This window comes from Micromonospora sp. AMSO12t (genome assembly GCF_008806585.1).
Taxonomy (GTDB): Bacteria; Actinomycetota; Actinomycetes; order Mycobacteriales; family Micromonosporaceae; genus Micromonospora; species Micromonospora reichwaldensis.
Window position 1 is genome coordinate 1 of sequence record NZ_WAAS01000020.1, and the last position, 21606, is coordinate 21606.

Annotated in this window: 24 protein-coding genes and 1 pseudogene; 14 read left to right on the forward strand and 11 right to left on the reverse strand. The window is 71.5% G+C overall.

Annotated elements, in window-relative coordinates:
• A partial coding sequence (locus tag F6X68_RS05060; RefSeq protein WP_151453161.1) for a beta-galactosidase occupies positions 1-1773 on the forward strand: 1773 nt, incomplete at its 5' end.
• Positions 1774-1849: 76 nt separating this feature from the next.
• On the opposite strand, the gene F6X68_RS05065 is transcribed toward F6X68_RS05060, so the two are convergent.
• Entirely contained in the window at positions 1850-2500 is a 651-nt protein-coding gene (locus tag F6X68_RS05065) for a LysE family translocator (protein WP_151453162.1), read from the reverse strand.
• Between the two features lie 117 nt (positions 2501-2617).
• On the opposite strand from F6X68_RS05065, the gene F6X68_RS05070 reads away from it, so the two are divergent.
• Positions 2618-3184 carry a GNAT family N-acetyltransferase gene (locus F6X68_RS05070; protein WP_151453163.1) on the forward strand — a complete coding sequence of 189 codons (567 nt, stop codon included), beginning with the start codon at positions 2618-2620 and terminating at the stop codon, positions 3182-3184.
• A gap of 63 nt (positions 3185-3247) precedes the next feature.
• Positions 3248-3718 (forward strand): DUF1992 domain-containing protein, encoded by a 471-nt coding sequence (locus tag F6X68_RS05075; RefSeq protein ID WP_151453164.1) that lies wholly within the window; start codon positions 3248-3250, stop codon positions 3716-3718.
• A 7-nt stretch (positions 3719-3725) separates the two neighbouring features.
• On the opposite strand, the gene F6X68_RS05080 is transcribed toward F6X68_RS05075, so the two are convergent.
• Positions 3726-4301 (reverse strand): maleylpyruvate isomerase N-terminal domain-containing protein, encoded by a 576-nt coding sequence (locus F6X68_RS05080; RefSeq protein ID WP_151453165.1) that lies wholly within the window; start codon positions 4299-4301, stop codon positions 3726-3728.
• 319 nt (positions 4302-4620) lie between these two features.
• Between F6X68_RS05080 and F6X68_RS05085 the strand changes: the two genes are divergently transcribed.
• The 3 genes from F6X68_RS05085 to F6X68_RS05095 all read left to right on the forward strand — a co-directional run bounded on the left by F6X68_RS05085 (position 4621) and on the right by F6X68_RS05095 (position 6534).
• Positions 4621-5451: a nitroreductase/quinone reductase family protein gene (locus tag F6X68_RS05085; RefSeq protein ID WP_151453166.1), complete on the forward strand. Its 831-nt coding sequence runs from the start codon at positions 4621-4623 to the stop codon at positions 5449-5451.
• A gap of 170 nt (positions 5452-5621) precedes the next feature.
• Entirely contained in the window at positions 5622-6062 is a 441-nt protein-coding gene (locus F6X68_RS05090) for a DUF6194 family protein (protein WP_151453167.1), read from the forward strand.
• Positions 6063-6168: 106 nt separating this feature from the next.
• On the forward strand, positions 6169-6534 hold the full coding sequence (locus F6X68_RS05095; protein WP_151453168.1) for a nuclear transport factor 2 family protein: 366 nt from the start codon (positions 6169-6171) through the stop codon (positions 6532-6534).
• 11 nt (positions 6535-6545) lie between these two features.
• On the opposite strand, the gene F6X68_RS05100 is transcribed toward F6X68_RS05095, so the two are convergent.
• The 3 genes from F6X68_RS05100 to F6X68_RS05110 form a co-directional block, all read right to left on the reverse strand.
• A complete protein-coding gene (locus F6X68_RS05100; RefSeq protein WP_151453169.1) occupies positions 6546-7385 on the reverse strand; it encodes a M55 family metallopeptidase in 840 nt (279 codons plus the stop codon).
• Positions 7386-7441: 56 nt separating this feature from the next.
• A complete protein-coding gene (locus F6X68_RS05105; RefSeq protein WP_151453170.1) occupies positions 7442-8392 on the reverse strand; it encodes a hypothetical protein in 951 nt (316 codons plus the stop codon).
• Between the two features lie 82 nt (positions 8393-8474).
• A complete protein-coding gene (locus tag F6X68_RS05110) occupies positions 8475-9293 on the reverse strand; it encodes a CPBP family intramembrane glutamic endopeptidase (RefSeq protein WP_225851994.1) in 819 nt (272 codons plus the stop codon).
• 963 nt (positions 9294-10256) lie between these two features.
• On the opposite strand from F6X68_RS05110, the gene F6X68_RS05115 reads away from it, so the two are divergent.
• From F6X68_RS05115 to F6X68_RS34050, 4 genes and pseudogenes are all read left to right on the forward strand, one after another.
• Positions 10257-10787, forward strand: coding sequence for a pyridoxamine 5'-phosphate oxidase family protein (locus tag F6X68_RS05115; protein ID WP_151453172.1), 531 nt, complete (start codon positions 10257-10259; stop codon positions 10785-10787).
• 29 nt (positions 10788-10816) lie between these two features.
• On the forward strand, positions 10817-11002 hold the full coding sequence (locus F6X68_RS33390) for a hypothetical protein (protein WP_192581286.1): 186 nt from the start codon (positions 10817-10819) through the stop codon (positions 11000-11002).
• Positions 11003-11280: 278 nt separating this feature from the next.
• Positions 11281-11442 (forward strand): annotated as a pseudogene (locus F6X68_RS34045) (DUF4158 domain-containing protein); the annotation flags it as partial.
• Positions 11443-11515: 73 nt separating this feature from the next.
• On the forward strand, positions 11516-11773 hold the full coding sequence (locus F6X68_RS34050) for a helix-turn-helix domain-containing protein (protein WP_225852000.1): 258 nt from the start codon (positions 11516-11518) through the stop codon (positions 11771-11773).
• On the opposite strand, the gene F6X68_RS05135 is transcribed toward F6X68_RS34050, so the two are convergent.
• The 3 genes from F6X68_RS05135 to F6X68_RS05145 form a co-directional block, all read right to left on the reverse strand.
• A complete protein-coding gene (locus F6X68_RS05135) occupies positions 11716-12408 on the reverse strand; it encodes a class I SAM-dependent methyltransferase (RefSeq protein ID WP_151453173.1) in 693 nt (230 codons plus the stop codon). The two genes, F6X68_RS34050 and F6X68_RS05135, sit on opposite strands and share 58 nt — an antisense overlap.
• 67 nt (positions 12409-12475) lie before the next feature.
• Entirely contained in the window at positions 12476-13813 is a 1338-nt protein-coding gene (locus F6X68_RS05140; RefSeq protein ID WP_192581287.1) for a Tn3 family transposase, read from the reverse strand.
• 394 nt (positions 13814-14207) lie between these two features.
• Entirely contained in the window at positions 14208-14444 is a 237-nt protein-coding gene (locus F6X68_RS05145; protein ID WP_151453175.1) for a hypothetical protein, read from the reverse strand.
• On the opposite strand from F6X68_RS05145, the gene F6X68_RS05150 reads away from it, so the two are divergent.
• On the forward strand, positions 14443-15015 hold the full coding sequence (locus tag F6X68_RS05150) for an MFS transporter (protein ID WP_151453176.1): 573 nt from the start codon (positions 14443-14445) through the stop codon (positions 15013-15015). The genes F6X68_RS05145 and F6X68_RS05150 overlap by 2 nt on opposite strands.
• Before the next feature lie 215 nt (positions 15016-15230).
• Here F6X68_RS05150 and F6X68_RS05155 read toward each other — a convergent pair whose 3' ends face one another.
• Positions 15231-15821, reverse strand: a complete 591-nt coding sequence (locus F6X68_RS05155) for a dihydrofolate reductase family protein (RefSeq protein WP_151453177.1) — start codon at positions 15819-15821, stop codon at positions 15231-15233.
• Positions 15822-15887: 66 nt separating this feature from the next.
• Positions 15888-16727, reverse strand: coding sequence for a helix-turn-helix domain-containing protein (locus tag F6X68_RS05160; protein WP_225851995.1), 840 nt, complete (start codon positions 16725-16727; stop codon positions 15888-15890).
• A 181-nt stretch (positions 16728-16908) separates the two neighbouring features.
• Here F6X68_RS05160 and F6X68_RS05165 point away from each other — a divergent pair, with 181 nt between their 5' ends.
• Positions 16909-17391 (forward strand): NUDIX domain-containing protein, encoded by a 483-nt coding sequence (locus tag F6X68_RS05165; RefSeq protein WP_225851996.1) that lies wholly within the window; start codon positions 16909-16911, stop codon positions 17389-17391.
• Here F6X68_RS05165 and F6X68_RS05170 read toward each other — a convergent pair.
• Entirely contained in the window at positions 17369-19216 is a 1848-nt protein-coding gene (locus tag F6X68_RS05170; RefSeq protein WP_151453179.1) for an ABC transporter ATP-binding protein, read from the reverse strand. The genes F6X68_RS05165 and F6X68_RS05170 overlap by 23 nt on opposite strands.
• 233 nt (positions 19217-19449) lie before the next feature.
• Here F6X68_RS05170 and F6X68_RS05175 point away from each other — a divergent pair, with 233 nt between their 5' ends.
• Together F6X68_RS05175 and F6X68_RS05180 are read left to right on the forward strand one after the other, a co-directional pair.
• Positions 19450-20658: an NAD(P)/FAD-dependent oxidoreductase gene (locus F6X68_RS05175; protein WP_151453180.1), complete on the forward strand. Its 1209-nt coding sequence runs from the start codon at positions 19450-19452 to the stop codon at positions 20656-20658.
• A 47-nt stretch (positions 20659-20705) separates the two neighbouring features.
• Positions 20706-21602, forward strand: coding sequence for an RNA polymerase sigma-70 factor (locus F6X68_RS05180; protein WP_151453181.1), 897 nt, complete (start codon positions 20706-20708; stop codon positions 21600-21602).
• Positions 21603-21606 lie beyond the last annotated feature (4 nt).

Consider the following 21606-nt stretch of genomic DNA (forward strand, 5'->3'; position numbering starts at 1 on the left):
TCGCTGGCCCACCCCGACGCCCTGCCGGTGACCGCCGACGGCGTACGCCTGCACCACGGCAGCCGGGACACCTACTGCGCCGCCGCGCCCGCCTACCGGGCCGCCGCCCGGCGCATCGCCGCCGCCCTCGCCGACCGCTACGCCCACCACCCGGCCCTCGCGCTGTGGCACGTGCACAACGAGTACGGCACCACCTGCCACTGCCCGCACACCGCCCGGGAGTTCCGGCGCTGGCTGGCCGACCGGCACGGCGACCTGGTCGCGCTCAACGCCGCCTGGGCCACCAGCTTCTGGAGCCAGCACTACACCGACTGGGCGCAGGTCGACACGCCCCGCGCCACGCAGTACCTGGCCAACCCGGGGCACCTGCTGGACTTCCGCCGCTTCTGGTCGGACACCCTGCTCGCCGCGTACGCCGAGCAGCGCGACCTGCTGCGGGCGGCCAAGCCGGCGATCCCAATCACCACCAACCACGTCCTCGGCGACTGGGTGCCGGTCGACCACGCCCGCTGGGCCGCCGAGGTGGACCTGGTGGCGATCGACCATTACCCGGACGCCACCGACGGCGGCGCGGAGGAGCAGACCGCCCTCGCCGCCGACCTGGCCCGGGGCTGGGCGCGGCACGGCGCCGGCGACGTCGGCCACCCGGCGCGGTGGCTGCTGATGGAGAGCGCCCCCAACCAGATCCACAGCGGCGGCCGGATGCACACCAAGGAGCCCGGCCGAATGGCCCGGCACAGCCTCTCCCACGTCGCGCGCGGCTCACGGGGGGCGATGTTCTTCCAGTGGCGGGCCCCGGCCGGCGGGGCGGAACGTTTCCACTCCGCGCTGGTGCCGCACGCCGGCCCCGACACCCGCGTGTTCCGGGAGGCCGTCGACCTCGGCGCGACGCTGGAGCGGATCTCGGAGGTCGACGGCACGGTCGACGCCGCCGTCGCGATCGCCTGGGACGCCGCGAGCGGCTGGGCCCTGGGCCACCCGGGGATGCCGTCGCCGCGACTCGACCACCGCGACGAGGTGTCGGCGGCGCACCGGGCGCTGTGGCGAGCCGGCTTCGGCACCGACATCGTGCTGCCCGGCGACCGGCTCGACGGGTACCGCCTGCTGGTGCTGCCAGCCCTCTACCTGGCCTCCGACGCCACCGCCGACTGGGTGCGCGCGTACGTCGACGGCGGCGGTCACCTGCTGGTGACGTGGCTCAGCGGGGTCGCCGACGAGCACGCCCGCGTCCGGCTCGGCGGTCACCCCGGGGCGTTCCGTGAGGTGCTGGGCGTACGGGTCGAGGAGTTCCACCCCCTCGCCGACGGCGAGACGGTGCCGCTGTCCGACGCCGGGACCGGTCGCCTCTGGGCCGAGACGGTACGCCTCGCCGGCGCGGAGCCGGTCGCCTTCTACGCAGGTGGCCCGCTCGCGGGGCTGCCGGCGGTCACCCGCCACCGCAGCGGCGCCGGCACGGCCTGGTACCTGTCCACCCGACCCGACGACGCCACCTACCGTCGACTGGTGACGCGGGCGGCGCGAGCGGCCGGCGCGACACCCGTCTGCCCGGCGGCCCCGGCCGGGGTCGAGGCGGTCCGCCGCCGCGCCGTCGGGGCGAGCTGGCTGTTCCTGCTCAACCACACCGACCGGCCGCAGCGGGTCCCGGCGGCCGGGGTCGACCTGCTCACCGGCGCGACGGCCGACACGGAGGTGCACCTGCCCGCCGGGGGCGCGGCCGTGCTCCGGGAGACCGGCGCCGGCCGCCCTGGCGACCCGGGTCGCCAGGGCGGCTGACCCGTCCTCGCGAACCTCCCGTCGCCGCCCGCCGCGCTGTCGGGGCGGGCCCGCTGGTCAGGGGTAGGGCTGGCGGTCAGGGCATGGCGACGGCGGCGCGGGAACGGTCGGCGGCGATCCGCACCGCCAGCCCCGCCAGCACCGTGCCCATCACGAGTCGCTGCACCCGCAGCCACAGCGGCCGGCGGGCGAAGAACCCGGCGAGCGCGCCGGCGCTGAGCACGATCAGCGCGTTCACCGTCAGCGCCACCGCGATCTGGGTCAGCCCCAGCAGCAGGCTCTGCGCCGCCACGTGGCCACGGGCCGGGTCGATGAACTGCGGCAGCAGCGACACGTAGAGAATCGCGATCTTGGGGTTCAGCAGGTTGGTGACCAGGCCCATGGTGAACAGCCGCCGGGCCGGGTCCGGCGGCAGCGGCGCCGGGGCGAACGGTGACTGCCCGCCCGGTCGCAGCGCCTGCCAGGCCAGCCACAGCAGGTACGCCGCGCCGGCCAGCTTGACCGCCGTGTAGAGGGCCGGGACCAGCACGAACACCGTGGCGATGCCGGCGACCGCAGCGGCCAGGTAGATGCCGAACCCGGCGGCGACGCCCAGCAGCGACACCAGCCCCGCCCGCCGGCCCTGCGTCACCGACCGGGACACCAGGTAGACCATGTTCGGCCCGGGGGTCAACACCATCCCCAGCGCCACCAGCGCGATGCCCACCAGTGCACCCGTACCGACCATGGTTCCCCCCGTTGCCGATGCTCGCGCCGACCCTACGCCGTACGCCGCCGCGCCGCCGACCCGTGCCGGCGTGCCGCGCGCCCCCACGGTCGACACGACGTTGGGCACACTGGGCCGATGCTGCACGCCCCCGCCACTGCGACCCTGCCGGAGCTCCTGCTGCGTCCCTGGCGCGACGACGACGCCGACGCCCTGATCGCCGCGTACCGCGACCCGGTGCTGCTGCGCTGGACCCGGGCGCCGGTGACCACGACCGCCGAGGCGCGCCGGTTCCTGGCCGCGGCACACCGGGACTGGGACGACGGCCACCGGTTCTGCTTCGCCGTGCTGGAGCAGCACCCGGTCGGCGAGACCCTGGTGGCGCAGGTGGTCCTCAAGAACGTCACCGAAGGCGGCGGGGACGCCGAGGTCGGCTACTGGACCGCCGCGCCCGCGCGGGGCAGGGGCGTCGCCCCGCACGCCCTGAGCGCGGTCACCGACTGGGCGTTCGCCCGGTTCGCCGGCCTGCGGCGGTTGGACCTGCTGCACCAGATCGACAACCCCGCGTCCTGCCGCGTCGCGGAGAAGGCCGGCTACGTCTTCCAGGAGGTGCTGCCGGCCCGCCCGCCGTTCCCCCGCGACGGTCACCGGCACGCCCACTGGGCCCGGTCAGACCGGGAATGCCCGGCCGGGTCGGGGCGCTGACGTCTTCCGTCGGCCCCGACGCGGTGGCCGCGTTACCGTGGGGTCCGGGGGAGGTGTCGGCAGGTGGACAGCTGGGAAGCGACGGTCGAGGCGCGCATCCGCGCGGCGCAGAAGCAGGGGGAGTTCGACGACCTGCCGGGCATGGGCAAGCCGATCCCCGGTCGCGGCCAGCCGTACGACGAGTCGTGGTGGATCAAGAGCTTCCTGGAGCGGGAGAAGCTCCCCACCGACCTGCTGCTGCCGACGCCGCTGCAACTGCGCCGCCGCATCGAACAGGTGCCCGACGAGGTGCGGGACCTGCCGACCGAGGAGTCCGTGCGCGCGTTCGTCGCCGACCTCAACGCCCAGATCCTCTCGTGGCTGCGTACGCCCACCGGGCCCCGGGTCGCGGTGCGCCCGGTCAACGCCGACGAGGTGGTCCGCCGCTGGCGGGACGAGCGGCAGACCACCGCCGCCGCGATCCCGGTCCCGGCCCCGGCGGCTGCGCCGCGCCGGCGGGGCTGGCGACCGCCCTGGCGCCGCCGGGTGGCGTAGCCCTCGGTCAGTCCACCGCCGCCCGCCACGACCAGGACGTGCGCCGGGGGCGGCCGGGCAGTTCACCACGGCCGGTCAGCCACCGCAGCACCTGCGGCGCGGGCCCGGCGGGCGCGTCCGGAAAGAGGCGCCGCACCACGGCGGCGCTCAGTGGCTGCGGCGGCTGCCAGGACACCCCGAGGCCGCGGGCGATGTCGTCGGTGTGCAGCAGCGTCTCCGCCACCCCCATCGCCGCGAAGCCCGCCGGGTCGCAGGGCCCGTAGTGCCAGGCCCGCGTCTCCGGCGGGGCAGCGTCGACGGCCGCCCGCAGCAGGCCGCCGCAGGCGACGACGACCCGTAGCACCTCGGCCGGGCCGGCGGCGGGGGAGACGGCCAGGTCGAACGGCAGGTAGCCGTCGTCGGGTCGCCCGCTCACCTGGCCGGCGTACGCCAGCAGGTCGTGCGCGACGTGCGCGGCGGTGGTCCAGCAGCTCCAGTCCAGCCCGCCCGCCGGCACGCCCCAGTCCCGCCCGGTGTGCGGGCCGAGGACGGCCGTCATCTCGGTCACGGCGCGGTCCACGTCGACGCCGGTCAGCTCGGGCATCTCCCGACCGTGCCACCGCGCCACCGCTGCCGCAACCAGATGACGCTTGCCAGCCGTCGTCACCCGCACTACGGTCGGATCCGTGACTGCCGGGTCGGCCATGGGCCACGAGCGGACAGGGCACCCGGCCGTCAGGTGAGCCGGGGGCGGGCCCGTGGCCCGCCGTTCCCGCGATTGCCGGTGTCGACGCCACGTCCACCGCAGCGCGCTTCCACCGTCCACGCCGGTCGTCCGGCGTATCCGCATCCTCGCCGCCACCGGTCGCCGGGCGGGCGATCCATCGTGGCCGCACATCCCTGCCCGAGCAGAGAGCAGAGCATTGCCCAACGACTTCAACCAGCAGATCATCGCCGAGTTCCGCGCCAACCACGGCCGGGTCGGGGGTCCCTTCGAGGGGGGCCGGCTGATCCTGCTCACCACCACCGGGGCCCGTTCCGGCACCCCGCACACAACTCCGGTCGGCTACCTGCCCGACGGCGAACGCATCCTCGTCATCGCCTCGGCCGGGGGCGGCCCGAGACACCCGGACTGGTACCACAACCTCCTCGCCGACCCGCTCGCCACCGTCGAGGACGGGGTCTTCACCTACCAGGCCCACGCGGTCGTGCTGGCCGGCGCCGAACGCGACGAGATCTTCGCCCGGGCCGTGGAGGCCGACCCCGGTTGGGCCGCGTACCAGGCGAAGACCGCGCGGATCATTCCCGTGGTGGCGTTGCACCAGGTGGCGGGCGGGCCGCCGGAGGCGGCGTCCTGGGGTGCGGCGCTCAAACTCGTCCACGACGCGTTCCGCCGGGAGCTGGCGCTGATCCGCGACGAGGTCGCCCGCTCGGGCCCGGGCCTGGGCGCGCAGCTGCGGGTGAACTGCCTGACCTTCTGCCACGGCCTGCACCACCACCACCGCAACGAGGACGACGGCATGTTCGCCGGCCTGGAGGGGCAACGGCCGGACCTCGCCCCGGCGCTGGCCCGGCTACGCGAGGAGCACCAGCGCATCGCGGCCCTCGTCGAACGCCTCCAGCAGGTGGTCGGCGACCCCGACGCCGACCCCGACGAGGCCCGCCGGGAGGTCGAGCGTCTCAGCACCGAGCTGGAGGCCCATCTGACGTACGAGGAGGAGCAGCTCATTCCCGTCCTCGACGGCATCGGCTGACGGCAGGCGACTCCGTCCCGCGACCGGTCCGGGTCGCGGGACGGAGTCCGCTCCGATCGTCGTGGGTTGCCGTGCGCGACCCGGTTGTGCCCGGATTTGAGGGTTCGCCGCCTACTGGCGGCCGAAAACCGGCGTAAGCCTCAACAGCATTTCAATGAAAAAATCGAGGCATGGACGTGGGGGACATGAAGCGGTACATCTGCGAGACCTTCGACGGGGTGAACGCCCTGGAGGCGAACGGGGACACCTTCTACATCTACGACCCCGGGCGGGACCTGCCCGCCGAGCGACAGATGCCGTTCGCGACGATCGTGACCGGTGACCACTACGACGACGCCTCCGACCTGGGCCGACCGGGTGCGTGGCGGCTCAACGTCGGGCTGACCCGCTCGGCGTACGGGGCGCTGTTTCCGCAGGGGCACGGGCCGGACGTCGACCACTCGGTGCCGGACACCGTGCTGCCGCATCCGGTCTACGCCCCGCAGCACTGGGTGTGTGTCGTGAACCCCGGCGAGGCGAGCGTGGACACGGTGCGGCAACTGCTGGCCGAGGCGTACGACTTCGCAGCCCGCAAGCACGCCAACCACCGGTCCCGGCGGGGCTCGTCCTGAGTTTCGTGGCGGCCGGCGCGTCCCACGCACCGGCCGTCACACCCCGGGGTTAGTTTCGGCAGGTCTGCCGTCGGGCAGGCTCGCCGAGACGAGGGGACACCGCGCGATGTCGCGTAACACGCAGACCGTCGAGACCTACCTGGACGGCTTCCGGAAGAACGACCACGCGCAGATCCTGTCCTGCCTCACCGACGACATCGAGTGGACGGTCTACGGCGCCTTCCACCTGAAGGGCAAGGAGGCGTACGACGCCGCGATCGAGGGGCCGGGCTTCGTGCCGCCGCCCCGGTTGGAGGTCGTACGCATGGTGGAGCAGGGCGACACCGTGATGGCGGAGCTGGTCGGCTCGGTGCGGCGCGACACCGGCGAGGAGATGCGCATGTCGATGGCGGAGGTGTTCGTCATGCGCGACGGCAAGATCGCCGAGCGCCGCGCGTGGGTCATCGAGCTGAAGGAGAACGACCACCGCTGACGGGCGAGAGGTCAGCCGGGCTTGATCTGGCCGAGCTGCACCAGCAGCTGCACCCCCCGGTACACCTCGACCATGTCCTGGCCGGTGAACGTCACCGTACGCGCGCCGGGAGCGCGGGCGAAACCGGGCACCAGCGTCGCCTGGTCCACGGTCGTCGGGCTGTACAGGTCGACCTCGACGTCGACGGGCCCGGCGAGGGTCAGCGGCGGCACCTCGGCACGCCGTGCCACCGCCGTGGCGGCTGCCCGCCGAAGGCGCTCCTGGGCCTCACCGGGGTGCAGCGTCACCGCCGCTGCCTGGCCCAGCGCGCACTTCACCTCGACGGTCACCGCGTCGGGGACCAGGTCGCGCAGCTCGGCGCACGCGACGTCGTCACCGCTGAGCAGCACCACGGGCACGCCGAAGTGCCCCGCGACGGCGGTGTTGAGGCCGATCTCGCCCGCCGGCCGCCCGTTGAGGCGTACGTCGAGCACCGCGTCGCTCATGGTGTGGGCCAGCACCGCCGGTCCCGCACCGGCGCGCGCGTGGTACCCCACGAGCAGCAGCGCGTCGGCGCCCATCTCGAGGCCGGCGACCATGCTCAGGGGGCGGGGCCTGCCGCGGACGAGTCGCGCCCGGCGGTCGAGTTCCTCGGGCAGGATGTTGCGGAAGGGCCCGTGCGCGTCCGCCACCAGCACGTCGGCGTCAGGCTCCGCGTCGAGCACACCAAGGATGGCCGCGTTCACCTCGGCCGTCATCAGCCTGCGGGCACGCTCGTAGTCGTAGCCACCCGGATTCGTCTCGGTCGGGTGGACGATCCCCGAGATTCCCTCCATGTCGGCCGAGATCAGCACCGTGGGTTCCGTCGTCATCACCTCACCGTACCGACGCCGATCGGGCCGCAGGGGGCACCGCGAGCGCGCTGCGGTCAGCTCTGCTGGTAGTTCACCGCCGCGACGCCGCAGGGCGCGTGCAGGTGCAGGTAGTAGGCGCCCTCGCCGAAGTCCACGTCGGCTCCGCCGACCAGGCCGAGATAGTCCATCGGCTGGCGGCAGGCGGGGCAGTCGATGTGCTCGGCGTCCTGGATCCAGTCGGGATGGCCGCCCAGGGTGGAGCCGCCCTCGTGCCACGCGCTGGCCTCGAACGGCGTGGCCCGGCGGGGGCCGACGGCGGGAAGCACGGCCGGCGGGTCCTCCGGCTCGGTGGTGGCCGGCGCCCAATCCGGGCGGCTGTTGCCCGTCCACCAGACGGCGTCGCCGTCGGTCGTGACCTGGCAGTACAGCGTGGTGTAGCAGGCGCAGAGGTGGCAGGTCACGATTCTCAGCCGGCCGGCCCAGCCGGTGTGGGCCAGGACCTCGCCCACCTCGGGGGCGTCGGTGTCGAGGTCGGCGATGGTCCACAGCGGGGAGGCGCACCACGGACAGGTGGGGTCGCCGGCGGGCCGTGGCACCTCGTTCATGACCAATCGGTACGCCGAGGGTGCGCACAGCTCCCGGCGGCTGCCGTCGGGAGCGACCGTCCAACCGGCCTGGTGGGCGTAGGCCAGCGCCCCGACGTGCAGTCTGTCGGCACCGGCCGGCGGCTGCTCCTGCCATCGCCGCAGGGCCTGCTCGGCGCGCGGGTCGCCGGAGTGCGCGAGGATGAGCAGCAGATGGTTGAGCCGGAGGGGGGACTGGCCAGCGTCGACGTCGTCGACGATCCGGCGGACCACGTCTCCGGTCGCGCCGCGATACAAGGTCGGCGGCCACAGTACGCCCGCGTCGAGCAGCAGGCTCAGGTGTCCGGCGAGGCGTGCCGGCTCGGCGGCGGCGATCTCGCTCAGTTCCTCGAGCGCGGCGTCGTCGCCGGCTCCGGCCGCCCGGACCAGTTCCTCGATCATGGCAGCATGGTAGCCAGCGGGTACGTCGACCAGGCGTGGCGGCGTGCTTCAGGGGCGGCGTCCCACACCGCGTGGTGCCTGTTCAGGCGTTGATCGCCGGCTTGGCGGTCGCGTTGCCGCGGATGAAGAACATCGCGACGACGGCGAACAGCATGAACCCGATCGTGGCGAGACCCGTGAGCGCCGACCAGCCGTCCGTTCCGCCGGCGTTGACGGCCTGGTCGATGCCACCGCTGGACAGGATCGTCGTCGGGTCGGTGATGCCGTGCAGGATGATGGCGGCCCAGATCGTGCCGGTCACGCGCATGACCAGGTACATGCAGATGCCGAAGCAGAAGGTGTAGACGATCGTGCTCGCGACGGTCGAGAGCCGCATGCCGGAGAGCAGGTTGACCGAGTGCATGAGGGCGAACAGCAGAGACGACACGATCGCGACGAACCGTTCGCCGTGTCCGGCGTCGCGCAACATCTTGACGGCGAGTCCGCGGGTGGCCAGCTCTTCCGCGACGCCGACGCACAGACCGAGAAGAGCGATCAGCGCGATCTGCTGACCGCTCCAGTTGCTCCAGTTGGTGGCCCCGACATGGCCGACGACCGCGAGGAGCGCCAGCACCGGCCCGATCCACATCCAGCCACGGCCGCGGATCGGTTGAGGTCCGAAGATGGCCCGGAGCCAGCCCACCCGCCAGGCGAAGACGATGAGGGCGGCCGCGCCGATCGCGATGGGCAGCACCAGGGCGAGGAAGATGCTGGCCGGGTCGGCGAGCACGTTGTCCTTGTCGATGTCGTCACCGGCCACCACGCCGACCAGCTGTCCGACGGCAAGGAAGAAGACGAGGTAGGCCCCGACCAGCAGGAACGCCTTCCACGTCGCTGGTCGGTTCCAGAAGGTGGCGGTCACGATCGGAGTCTGTCAGAGCGTTGTTGCTGCGGGGAATGACTCATGACACTGGTCAGCGGGGTTTGACCGCGGTCCGGGCGCTCGGTTCCAGTTGCGCTGCGTGAGCCGACCCGTCTGAACGCCCTGCCTCAACTCAGCTGGAACGGGACGGGCACCCCTCCTCGTGGATTACCGGATTAACGGTAACGATAAACCAGTAAAGAGTCGTCGCGAAGGGGGCAAATCGGACGCACATCATAATGACTGTTATGTGCGACCGTTCGACGGGATGTCGGGTGCCGGCTGGTCTTCTGTCCTGGCTCGGCGCAACTGATGCGGGTCGGGAGAGGTGATGCCATAGCGTCACCGGGGTGGGTCTGCTGTTGGTGCTGGGCCCTCCGCAGCCGCGTCCGAAGAGCCTGCGCCGTGCTACCCGGAACGCAGCGGCGTGAGCGCCACCGCGCTGACGCCGGAGAGTGGGCCGCGGCGAAGGAACGCGGTTTACTGCTCGAAGTGTCTGTGGAGGAGCTGTTGCCGTTGATGAATGCGGCCGGTGGAAACCAACTTCCGATCTTGGGTCAGCTTGACCCCATGGCCAGATGGCGTACTCAGCCGTGAGGATCTGCCGCAGCTCGACGCCGAAGTTGACCGTCTGGAGGCAGCGGCGGGAAACGACGTGGAGCGTGGGCTGGCGGCGGCGCTACGGGCGTTACTGGGGTGTTGGTAGGAACGGCGACACCAGGGGCCAAACAGTGGATCTCGGTAGGTGGTGTGGGGCTCGGCCATCGGCGTCTGTGCTGGCGTCCCGTTAGGGGATCCATGGCCGGGCGTCCTGCCGATGACTACCGGGGCGGTGATGTCCGCAAGACAGAGAAAGAAATATGACACAAGGTGTCAGCCTTTGGGTCGAGTATGGCTTCACCGGTCGGCGTCGATGGCGCGGACTGGGCACCACGGATACATATGGGATAGATAAGGACCTCCATGCGCGAAACTTCAGAAGATCTCCAAGAGCTTCAGGCCCTCCTTGACGCCTCTCTCTCCCGTTCCACCTCGCACCTCCGCTCGATCATCAAGGCTGAAAGCACACTGACCGCGGAGCAGCTCACCCAGGTCCTCACCGGCATGCGCACACTCGCCCTGTCCACCGTGACGGCGAAGGGCGAGCCACGGATCAGCGGTGTGGACGGGCACTTCCTGCACGGGAAGTGGCACTTTGGCACGGCGCGCAACGCCGCCAAGGCGCGCCATCTCGCGGCGCGGCCCGCCGTCAGCGCCGCGCACATGCGCGGTGAGGACCTGGGCGTGTTCACGCACGGCAAGGTGGAGATCCTCAACCCCCAGGACGGCGAGCCGGCCGCGGACTGGCTCGACCTGCTCGCGTACTTCAAGGACTTCTACGGCGACGACTCCTTCGACTGGGAAAAAGACGTGGTCTACTACCGACTACATCCGCACTGGATGACCGTCTACGCCCCCGACATCGCGAAGCTCACTGCGGCGTCCCAGTCCTGATCCGGCTGGACTACCACAGCGACCTGATCGTGGTGAACACCCCAACCATCCAGGAGGTCGTCAAGACCGTCCGCAGGCTGCTGATCCTCAACCGCCGGCAGATATCGGCCCGCCGGGGGCTGATCATCACCGGCGGCGCAGGCACCGGCAAGACGACTGCCATCACCCAGCTCGGCCGCGCCCACGACCTGTCCGTCGCGCTGGCAACCCGATGACCGGCCCGCGGGTTCCGGTCGTCTACGTCACCGTTCCACCAGCGGCGACACCCCCGCATGCTCGCCGTTGAGTTCGCCCGATTCCTCGGCCTCCCCCTGGCATCCAGGTCCAACCTGCCGGGCATTCGCTCTCAGAGCGCCACCGCGACGGGAGGGAACGTTCACGCCACCCGATCCCGGGGTTGAGGAAGATCGGTACAGCGGTTAGCGGTAGCGATGATCTTGGTTAGGGGTCTGCCCAAGCAGATGAAATCGACGTACGTTGTTCCGCTGTGCCCGTGGAGTTCTTGTCCGATGACCAGGTAGCCGCGTACGAGCGGTTCGTCGGTGACCTGACCCGTTCGGAGCTAGAAGGGTTCTTCCTGCTCGACAGCACTGCCTTGGACCTCCTGGCGAACAAACGCGGCTCGCACAATCGGCTCGGCGCGGCGTTGCAGATCGGGACAGTGCGTTTCCTGGGTCACTTCCTGACCGAGGATCCCCTCGACGTGCCGTGGTCCGCGGCAGGCCCACCTGGTCAAACTGCACGCCGCGGGCGAACACACCATCGCCGAGCTGGCCGAGTTGTTCGAGGTTTCGCGACCTACCGTCTACCGCGTCCTCGAACGCGCCACCGCCGTCGGCACCCCCAGGTCTCGCGCTGACCCGCAGCGCGCTCCTGCTCAAACGACTGCACCGAGCACGTATCGGCGTACGAGTTGCAGTGAGCGTCGTCAGGGCCGGCGTAGGCGCAGGGCTACGAAGCTCGGGCGCTCGGTCAGCCGCTCGTAGCGCTCCGGGTTGATAGCGCGCAGCGTCTCGACTGCCCTCGGCTCGACCAGCCGCTCCAGCACGAACCCGGCGTCGAGCACCTCGGTCACCAGAGACTCAAGGGTCATCCGCTGGAAGCGCATGGTGATCCCGTCGGCCACAGGGAACTCGACCCAGCTCTCATCGAAGTACGACCCGCCGAAGTACCCCCAGTCCGACACCGGATGTGTCGTCGACAGCAGGAACCAACCGCCCGGCCGCAGCACTCGCCGCACCTCACCGAGGAACCGGGCCCGGTCGGTCAAGTGATGCAGTACCAGCGCGCAGACAACCCCATCGAACGACGCATCGGCCGCGAATGCCAGCGGCGCGTCCAGGTCGTGCTGCTGGACTTCGGCGCGGTCGCCGAGCAAGGCCTGGGCGTGCCCGACCAGCGTCGCGCTGCCGTCCACAGCCACCACCTCGGCTCCCCGGCCGACCAACGCGGCCGCATAGTGGCCGCCGCCGCAGCCGGCGTCCAGGATCCGGAGACCGGCAACGTCGCCGGCGAGCGTCAGCATGGCCGGCCGGTCGGTGTAGGCGTTGTGCGGACCGTCGGCGGCGTGTGCCGCGAAGAAGTCACCGGCCTGGTCGTGATACGCGTGGGCTGCGGGCATCCGGGAAGCTTGCCCGGGTGGTAGCGCGGGCCGCAACCCGAATCGGGCCACACGGCACGTCAACGGGTCAACCTGCGGCGGCGTCGGGATCGCGAAGCGGCCGCAGTTTCTGCTCGGTGCTCGGGGCAGGGAAGCTGTAGCGGCCGAACATGTTGATGTGGGCGTAGCCGAGCGGGGAGAGCCGGGCGGCGTCTTCGTCCCGGACCGGGTAGCCCTGGCCGCGGAGCACGTTGACGGCTAGGTCGATGTAGCGGGTATTCCAGAGCACCACGGCGTTGAGCATGAGCCCGAGCGCGCCGAGCTGGTCCTCCTGCCCGGCCCGGTAGGGCTGCATGATGTCGCCACGGTGCCCATGCAGGATCTTGCGGGCCAGAGAGTGTCGGGACTCGCCGATGTTCAGCTGCCGGGTAACGGTGCGCCGGTAGGTCTCGTCCACGGGGTCGACCATGGCGAGCAGGTGCAGCGTCTTCGCGATCCGGCCGAACTCGGCCAGGGCCTGCCCGAGCGGGGTGGGGTAGCCGTCGCGGGTCAGCATGCGCAGCAGGTCGTAGGCGCGGACCTGGTTGGTGACCAAGGAGCCGGCCACCCGCAGCATGTCAGGCCAGTGCGTGATGATCCGGTCGAGGTTGACCTTGTTGCGGGCGATCGCGTTCAGCGGGCCGTAGTCGCCGGCGGGCTGGCCCGGGATGTCGGCACGCCAGAAGCCGGTGCCGCCCACATCGGCGATCCGTGGGGAGAACCGGTAGCCCAGCAGTCGGAATAGGCCAAAGAGGATGTCCGAGTAGCTGGCGGTGTCGGTCGCGACCATCTCCGGCTTGGGCCCGGCGTCGAGGTTCAGCAGCGTGTCCAAGATGCAGAGGCTGTCGCGGACGGTGCCGGTGACGATGATCGCGCCGAGGCCGGCGAACCGGTCGTTGACCGCGATCAGCCAGGTGATGCCTCGCTTGTAGCCGAAGAACCGTGGGCTCGGCGCGGCGTGGATCGACTGCACCGGCACCCGGAAACGCAGCCCGTCGGCCGAGGCGACCAGGCCGCCACCCCACAGGTCGGTGATCCCGATCCTGGCCTGGTAATCGACCAGGCGGGCGTTCGCTGCGGCGTGGGAGTCCGGGCGCACGTAGTTCTGGTCGACGTGCGAGCGCCGGTCGCGCGTCAGCGCCGGGTCGCCCGGACGGATCACCGGGACCAGGCCGACGTTGCAGGCGTCGGCGACCAACAGCCCGGCGACCGTGACCGGCAGCTGCTCCATGCGGGTGGCCAGCCCACCCACGTGGGTATACGCGTCGAGCATCCCGGTCCAGGAGTGCACGTCCATCAGCAGCTCGGGCAGGTCGACGATCGGCATCATCGCGTCGACCCGGCGGTGCAGGTCGACTAGCGACGGCGGGTCGCCCAGCTTCTCCAACCGTTTGCACCGACAACCGCATCCTGCCGGTATCGCCATCGGGCACCCGCACGCTGGCGTCCGGGCCGGCCTCCTCGATCCGCTGGGCGAGCAGCCGCCACCCCGCGTCGAGCGTCGTGGCGTACTCGGCCAGGTGCTCCTCCACCGGCGCGGTCAAGCCCAGACCCGCCAGGACCTCGCCGCGAAGCGCGCTCCAATCGGCACCGTCCAGTAGCCTCGCCCGCGGGTCGGCCCAGCGCAGCGACGGGTCGGCGAAGATGTCGCGCCGCATGTAACAAGGTGAGCAGGCACATCACGTACGCGTCGCGGTCAGCGGCGCCATCGAGGGCGGGGTTGTGCAGCACGGCCCGCCGCCACATCGGTGGCACCAACGCCATGTTCAGGTCCGCCTCGGTCAGCGGCTTCTGACCCACCCGCCGGCGCAACAGCCCGGGAACCCGGCCCGGATCTCAACGAGCAACTCGGTGCCGGCCGGCGCCGCACCCAGCGGCAACTCCTCGGCCAGCAGCCGGACGAACGGGCGCACGACCCGGTACCGGGCGGCGATAGCCTGCCGGTTGCCGGCCTCCCACGAATCCGGATCGGGCACCAGCTCCGCCACCGTGGCCACCGCCTCCGCGACCGCGGTCATGGCGCTGCACAGCGTCGTTCTTACGCTGGTGCTTCCGTTGTGGATCGCCGCCCAGACGTCGGCGCCCCAGGCGGTGGTATCGGCGGTTCTGGTCACGAACGCCATCCTGACGGTGCTCCTGACAGTCCGGATCAGCGCGCAGGCGGAGAACGCCCTGACGGCCGCCCGTGCAATGCGTCGTGCTGGCTTGGTGCTGGCGGTGGCGATGCTGCTCTATCCGGTATCCGCCTGGCTCGGCACGGGCGGCAGTGTTGCGCTCTTGCTCGCCACCGTGGTCTACACCGTCGGCGACTTGTTCCACGCGACTGCTGCCGCCGGCCTGGCCTACGAACTGGCCAGGCCCGACGCGCTGGGGCAGTATCAGGGAGTCAACGGACTGGTGAACGGTTTGGCGCAGGCGGTCGGCCCGGCCGTGCTCACACTCCTACTTATCCACGGACGAGCTGCGGGATGGATTGCCCTGGCCGTTGTTCTCGTCGCGGCTGGGCTGGCAACTCCGGTGCTGACCAGACACGCCCTGGGCAGCCATCCGCCTTATCAGACTCCAGCAGCGCCCGTTGTCAGCCGGTGAGGGCTACCGCTGTTGGCCTGGCCAGTAAACATAGCGGGCGTTAAGTATCTGGTTGGTCGAGAAGTGAAACCTGTGCGAGCTGTTGCTGGCGGTCGGCCAGGGACTCCGCAGAATTTGAAGTCGGGGTGTCGGTAAGACTCGTGCAGCCAGGTACACGCGATTGAGTACGCCCAGGTCAGCGGTGGCCCTGCTGATCAGTGGGGAGACGTATCCGCTCAGGTCGGTCGTCGGTGCACCCGATAGCGCAGGTGAAGCACCCGGTTGCCCTGGATCACCACGTCAGGATCCTCCAACAGGTGCTGCGCGTGGACCGACCCGAAGTAGCGCCTGCCGGACCCGAACACGACGGGCACGATGTCCATGCGCACCTCGTCGACCAGGCCCGCGGCAAGCACCTGCCCACCGACGTCGCCAGCGGCGACCTCGACCATGCGGTCACCCGCAAGCTCCTGCGCCTTGGCCACGGCTGCCTCGACGCCATCGACGAAGTGGAACGGCGCCTCGGGGTCCCAGCCGTCGGGCTTCGGCCGGTGCGTCACGACGACCACGTGGTCGACCCCACCCGGAGGCTTCCCGTCCCAGCCGTCCGTCATGTCGAAGACCCGGCGGCCGACGATTGTCGCCCCGATCTGGTCCCAGTACGGCCGGGTGTAGTCGTAGGACGTCTGCGACACCTTCAACTCGCCGCTGGAGTCCAACGGCACGTCACCGCTGGACAACCAGTCGAACAGCGGTCCGGGCTGGTCATTCTCGTCCGCGACGAAGCCGTCCACCGACACCGAGCTGTACATGACCACCTTGCCCACGCGGCTCTCCTCTGCTTCGGCGTGCCCCCAAATTAGCGTGTCGTGAGCTGTCGCTCTTGTAAGAAATCAATCGGCCGGCAGCGGCCAGCCGTCCAGCACGTGGCCGGGATGTTCGCGCAGGAACCGCCGCCGGACTTCGACGTACCGGGTCGGTGTGAGCCCGGTGAACGCCCGGAACTCGTGGCCGAAGTGGGCCTGGTCGAAGTAGCCCGCGCCACCGGCGAGGTCGCCCCAGTCGATCGGTCCGGCGGGGTTGATCGCGAACACGGTGGCGGCGAAGCGGTGGGTGCGGGCCAGCCGCTTCGGCGTGACGCCGATGAGCTCCTTGAACCGCTGTGCCAGATGAGTGCTGCTGACACCGGCTGCCACGCTCAGGTCGCCGATCGCCACCGCCCCGCTGGTCGCCGCGATGACGCTGCTCGTGCGGCGAACCAGCCCGAGGCCGGCGGTCTCGCACAGCCGTCGCATCAGCTCCTCCTCGAGCAGCGTCAGCATCTCGTGCGGTCCGCCCGCCGTGGCCAGCCGGTCTCGCAGCTCAGCAATGGCGGGCCGGCCCCAGACCTGCTCCACCGTCACCGGCCGGTCGCACAGCTCGGCCGCGGGCATCGGCAGGAACGGCGCCAGCCCCCACGGCTTGAAGTGCACGCCGACGGACCGGGTCTCCGGCGGATAGCCGAACTCGAAGGCGCGGGTGGGCATGGTGACCACGCAGCCGTCGGCGTACTCGGCCGGCTCGATGTCGATGCCGGCGCGGATACGGAACGGCGCCCCGAGGTTGACGATGAGCAACGCCGCCGGCATCGGCGGCAGCGCCAGCCGGGCGTACGGCGACGCACCCTCCAGGTAGTAAAGGTCGTCGATCAGCCCGTCCAGCGGCGGTCGCGGCACTCTGGACACGTACTCCACGCCCACAGCATCGCCGATCCGCCGGCATCGTGCGCCGGGACGGCCCAGCCGCGCTGCCGCCGGAACGGGCGAGCGTCCGGCGTCCCGTTCCACGCGACTACCCTGGCGGTGCCGCGCCTGACATGCGGGCGCCGGATGGCGAGCGGTCGGTTGTCGGCCTCGGGTTCGGAAGGGGAGCTAAGTGGTCGCGCAACGGCTGCGGGTCGCCGCGTACGGCGTGTGTCTGCGGGACGGACATCTGCTGCTTGCCCGGTACGTGTCGCCCGACGGGTCCCAGCGACACTGGACGCTGCCGGGTGGGAGAGTCGAGCACGGCGAGGATCCGTTCGACGCGGTCGTCCGCGAGGCGGCCGAGGAGACGGGCTACGAGGTCCAGGTCGAGCGGTTGCTCGGTGTGGACTCGCGGGCGAGGTACGTCGAGTGGGGCGGCCCCGACGGCGCGGAGCTGCACAGCGTGGGCGTCTTCTACCGCGTACGCGTCACCGGCGGTGAGCTTCGTGACGAGACGGGCGGTTCGACCGACCTGGCGCGGTGGATCCCGATGCCGCGGGTGGGTGCCCTGGACCGCTCCGTCGTCATCGACGTCGGGCTCGAGTTGCACCGCCGGGCGCCGCTGACCGGGCACGTGGAGCCGATCGAGGTCACCGGACCGCTGCGGCACTGACCGAGGCCGTGCCGAGGAATCCGCCGGACTGCCGCGACCACAGGTCCGCGTAGAGCCCGCCGCGTTCCAGCAGCTGCGCGTGGGTGCCCTGCTCGGCGATCCGGCCGGCGTCGAGGACCACGATCCGGTCCATGCGGGCGATGGTGGAGAGTCGGTGGGCGATCGCGATCACCGTACGGCCGGTCATCACCTCGCTGAGCGTGCCGTGGATGGCGGCCTCCGCCTCGGAGTCGAGCGCGGACGTGGCCTCGTCCAGGACCAGGATCGGCGCGTCCCGGTAGAACGCGCGGGCCAGCGCGATCCGCTGCCGCTGGCCACCGGAGAGGCGCACGCCCCGTTCGCCGACATGCGCGTCCAGGCCGGTCCGACCGTCCGCGTCCCTCAGCGTGGCGACGAACCGGTCGGCGGACGCCCGGCGTACCGCTGCTTCGACCCGTGCGTCGTCGGCGTCGGGGCCGGCGATGTTCTCCCTGACCGAGCGGTGCAGCAGGGTGGCCTCCTGGGCGACCATGGCGATCTGGCCGCGCAGGCTCTCCTGCGTCACGTCCGTGATGTCGGTGCCGTCGATCATGATCGTGCCGGACTCCGCGTCGTGGAACCGCAGCAGCAGCCCGACCAGCGTGGACTTGCCCGCACCCGACCTGCCGACGATGCCGACGCGCTCACCGGCGGCGACGTCGAGGCTGAGCCGGTCGAGCCCGCCCCCGCCACGGCCGTAGTGGTGGCTGACCCGCGCGAAGGTGATGGCACCACCCCGTACCCGCAGCTGGGTCGCCTGGGGTTTGTCCGCGACCGCGAGCGGTTGCGCGACGGTCCGCAGGGCCCGCCGGAGCGCGCCGACCGACCTGAACAGCGACGACACCGCGTCCAGGAGCCACTCCGCCATCGCGGTGATCCGGAAACTGAGCGCCAGCGCGGCCGCGACGAGACCCAGGGGCGCGGCATCGGTACGCCAGAGCGCGATCCCGTATCCGACCAGTCCGACGAGCAGCGCGCTGCTCAGCGCCATCATGGTGCCGTTGATCGTCACCTCGACCCGCTGCAGGTCCAGGTGTGCGCGCCTGGACAGCGCGAACACCCGGCGGTCGTGTGCGGTGCGGCTGTCCTGGCCGCCGAGCAGCGCGAGCGTGTCGACGTTGCCGTACGAGTCGACGAGCAGGCCGGTCAGCGCGGACTCCGCGTCCTGCAGGCGCTCCGACGCGCGCCGGTAGCGCGGCACTATCCACCGCATGAGCAGCGCGTACGCCAGTATCCAGGCCCCCAGTGGGAGCAGCAGGCGCACGTCGATCGTGGACATCAGCCACACCGAGCCGGCGATGTAGGCGATCACGAACACCAGCGTGTGGACGACCGAGTACGCGGCGGTGCTGGCGGCATCGCCGCCGTCGCGTACCAGGGTGGCGATGCGTCCGGCGAGATCGGCGCGGAACCAGCCGACGGACTGCCGGGACACGTGCCGGTGTGCCCGCCAGCGGGCGAGCGGGCGGGCGTTGGCGCGGAACGCGATGTCGTCCAGCGCCTCGCCGATGACGTGGATCAGCGGCCTGACCAGCAGCACGAACACGGCGACGGTGAGCAACCCGGTGCCGTGGTCGGCCCAGAGCCGGTCCGGGCTCGCGGCGGCGAGCGTGTCGACGAGGCGTCCGGCGTACCCGATGAGCCACACCTCGATCGCGGCGGCCAGCACGGTGGTGGCGACGGCCGCCGTCACGACCGGTCGTAGCGGTCGGAACTCCTCCAGGAGGAACCGCCGGGCGCCGGCGGCCGGGGTGCGGTCGTCGCCGGTCGGGAAGGGATCAACAGGGTTTTCGAACAGACCGAACACGAAGTGCCTTTCCGGCGGTGGAGACGGACAGGGAACCGGGGAAACCGCCGGACGTCCTCATGATCGATCTCCGCTTCGTGCCGGTGGGTGTCCTCGCGAGGCTAGGCGACATCGCGGCGCGCCACCTTCCTTTTTCGCGCCCGGGGCCCGGGCAGTGATCTGGCCCACGCATGTCACAACGGTCGGTCACGCGGTGTCTTGAGACCGAAGGCCCAGGAAACGGAGGAGACACCATGAACGGGAACACCGATGTGATCGTGATCGGCGGCGGGTACGCGGGCGTCATGGCGGCCAATCGCCTGACCCGGCGCGACGACGTGACAGTGACCCTGATCAACCCGCGGCCGACCTTCGTCGAGCGGATCCGCCTGCACCAGTTGGTGGGTGGGACCGACGACGCGGTCGTCGACTACCGGGACGTCCTGGCCGGGCGCGTGCGGCTGGTCGTCGACAGCGTGACCCGGATCGACGCTGCGGAGCGCCGCGTGACGCTGGCGACGGGCGGCACGGTCGGCTACGACTACCTGGTCTACGCGGTGGGCAGCGGCAGCGCCGCCCCGGACGTGCCCGGGGCGGCCGAGTTCGCCTACCCGGTGGCGAGCCTGGAGGAGGCCCAGCGGTTGCGGCCCGTCCTCGCCGCCGCTCCCGCCGGGGCCCCGGTGACGGTGGTCGGCGGGGGCCCGACCGGCATCGAGACCGCCGCCGAGCTGGCGGAGGCGGGGCGCGCCGTGACCCTGGTCTGCGGTGAGGTGCTCGGTCCGTACCTGCATCCGCGGGTCCGGCGCTCGGTGGCCGCGAGGCTCGCCCGGCTCGGAGTGACCGTGCTCGACGGACCCGACGCGACGGTGACGGCCGTCGCCGGCGATGCCGTGCGGCTCGGTGGCGGTCGCCGGCTGCCGAGCACGGTGACCATTTGGACCGCCGGATTCGGCGTGCCGGACCTGGCCGGCCGCAGCGGGCTGAGCACCGACGCGTCGGGCCGGCTGCTCACGGACGAGACGTTGACGAGCGTGGACGACGTGCGCATCGTCGCGGCCGGGGACTCGGCGGCGCCGTCGGACCTGCCGTTCCGGATGAGTTGCCAGGCCGCGATGCAGCTCGGCCCGCAGGCCGCCGAGACGGTGCTCAGCCGGCTCGCGGGTGAGCAGCCCGCGCCGGTCCACGTGGGGTTCGCCGGCCAGTGCGTCAGCCTGGGGCGTCGCGCCGGCCTGTTCCAGTTCTCCCGCCGGAACGACACCGCGGTGCGACTGCACCTCGGCGGCCGCCCGGCCGCGAAGCTCAAGGAACTCGTCTGCAGGAGCATCATCTGGCAGTTGGCGTACGAGGCACGCAGACCCGGTTCGCTCGCCCTGCGGATCAAGGACGACACGCGCCAGCAGTTGCTGCGGGCCAGGCGCGTCGAGGCGACGGCCACCACCGCACGGGCGGCCCGGCCGTCATGAGAGCCCTCGACCACCGGGGGCCGACCGCGAAGGAGCGCAGGGGGGACATGAGCGACCACGGCACCGACGCGGCGACGGAGACCTTCGTCGCCCACCGCAACCTGCTCTTCACCGTCGCGTACGAGATGCTCGGATCGGCGGCCGACGCCGAGGACGTCCTGCAGGAGACCTGGCTGCGGTGGGTCAGGGTCGACATGGACCGGGTACGCGACCGGCGCGCCTACCTGGTCCGGATCACGACCCGGCAGTCGCTCAACCGGCTGCGCGCGATGAAGCGCCGCAGGGAGGCGTACGTCGGCCCGTGGCTGCCCGAGCCGCTGCTCACCGCGCCGGACGTGGCTCTGGACGTCGAACTCGCCGAGAGCGTGTCGATGGCGTTGATGCTCGTCCTGGAGACGCTGTCGCCGACCGAGCGCGCCGTGTTCGTGCTGCGGGAGGCGTTCGAGGTCGGCTACGACGAGATCGCCGCCGCCGTCGGCAGGAGCCCCGCCGCCGTCCGGCAGATCGCGCACCGCGCCCGCGAGCACGTCGACGCCCGCCGCCCCCGTCGGGTGGTCTCGCCGAGCGAGGCCCGGGCGGCGCTGGAGTCGTTCCGACACGCGATCGAGACCAGGGACCTGCGGGGCCTGCTCGACGTGCTCGCCCCCGAGGTCGTCCTGGTCAGCGACGGCGGCGGTGTCATGCAGGCCGCGTTGCGGCCGGTCACGGGCGCGGAGAAGGTGGCCCGGATGTTCCTCGGTGGTCTGAGCAGGCTCGACGGCGTGCTCACCGGCGGGCCGACCGTGGTCAACGGCAACCCGGCACTGCTCGTACGCCTCGACGGCGAGATCGACGGCGTGCTGGCGCTGCGTGTCGAGGACGCACGGATCACCGGCCTCTACTATGTCCGCAACCCGCAGAAGCTGACTCGCATCGGGTCGGAGACCCCGCTCACCCTGCGATGAACGG

Bases quoted from the DNA above. Each gene is read 5' to 3' on its own strand.
- F6X68_RS05105 (WP_151453170.1), bottom strand. From the start codon at position 8,392: ATGATCGAGGAACTGGTCCGGGCGGCCGGAGCCGGCGACGACGCCGCG.
- F6X68_RS05070 (WP_151453163.1), top strand. From the start codon at position 2,618: ATGCTGCACGCCCCCGCCACTGCGACCCTGCCGGAGCTCCTGCTGCGT.
- F6X68_RS05145 (WP_151453175.1), bottom strand. From the start codon at position 14,444: ATGACCGCGGTCGCGGAGGCGGTGGCCACGGTGGCGGAGCTGGTGCCC.
- F6X68_RS05065 (WP_151453162.1), bottom strand. From the start codon at position 2,500: ATGGTCGGTACGGGTGCACTGGTGGGCATCGCGCTGGTGGCGCTGGGG.
- F6X68_RS05115 (WP_151453172.1), top strand. From the start codon at position 10,257: ATGCGCGAAACTTCAGAAGATCTCCAAGAGCTTCAGGCCCTCCTTGAC.
- F6X68_RS05095 (WP_151453168.1), top strand. From the start codon at position 6,169: ATGTCGCGTAACACGCAGACCGTCGAGACCTACCTGGACGGCTTCCGG.
- F6X68_RS05180 (WP_151453181.1), top strand. From the start codon at position 20,706: ATGAGCGACCACGGCACCGACGCGGCGACGGAGACCTTCGTCGCCCAC.
- F6X68_RS05135 (WP_151453173.1), bottom strand. From the start codon at position 12,408: ATGCCCGCAGCCCACGCGTATCACGACCAGGCCGGTGACTTCTTCGCG.
- F6X68_RS05100 (WP_151453169.1), bottom strand. From the start codon at position 7,385: ATGACGACGGAACCCACGGTGCTGATCTCGGCCGACATGGAGGGAATC.
- F6X68_RS05175 (WP_151453180.1), top strand. From the start codon at position 19,450: ATGAACGGGAACACCGATGTGATCGTGATCGGCGGCGGGTACGCGGGC.
- F6X68_RS05150 (WP_151453176.1), top strand. From the start codon at position 14,443: ATGGCGCTGCACAGCGTCGTTCTTACGCTGGTGCTTCCGTTGTGGATC.
- F6X68_RS05090 (WP_151453167.1), top strand. From the start codon at position 5,622: ATGGACGTGGGGGACATGAAGCGGTACATCTGCGAGACCTTCGACGGG.
- F6X68_RS05080 (WP_151453165.1), bottom strand. From the start codon at position 4,301: ATGCCCGAGCTGACCGGCGTCGACGTGGACCGCGCCGTGACCGAGATG.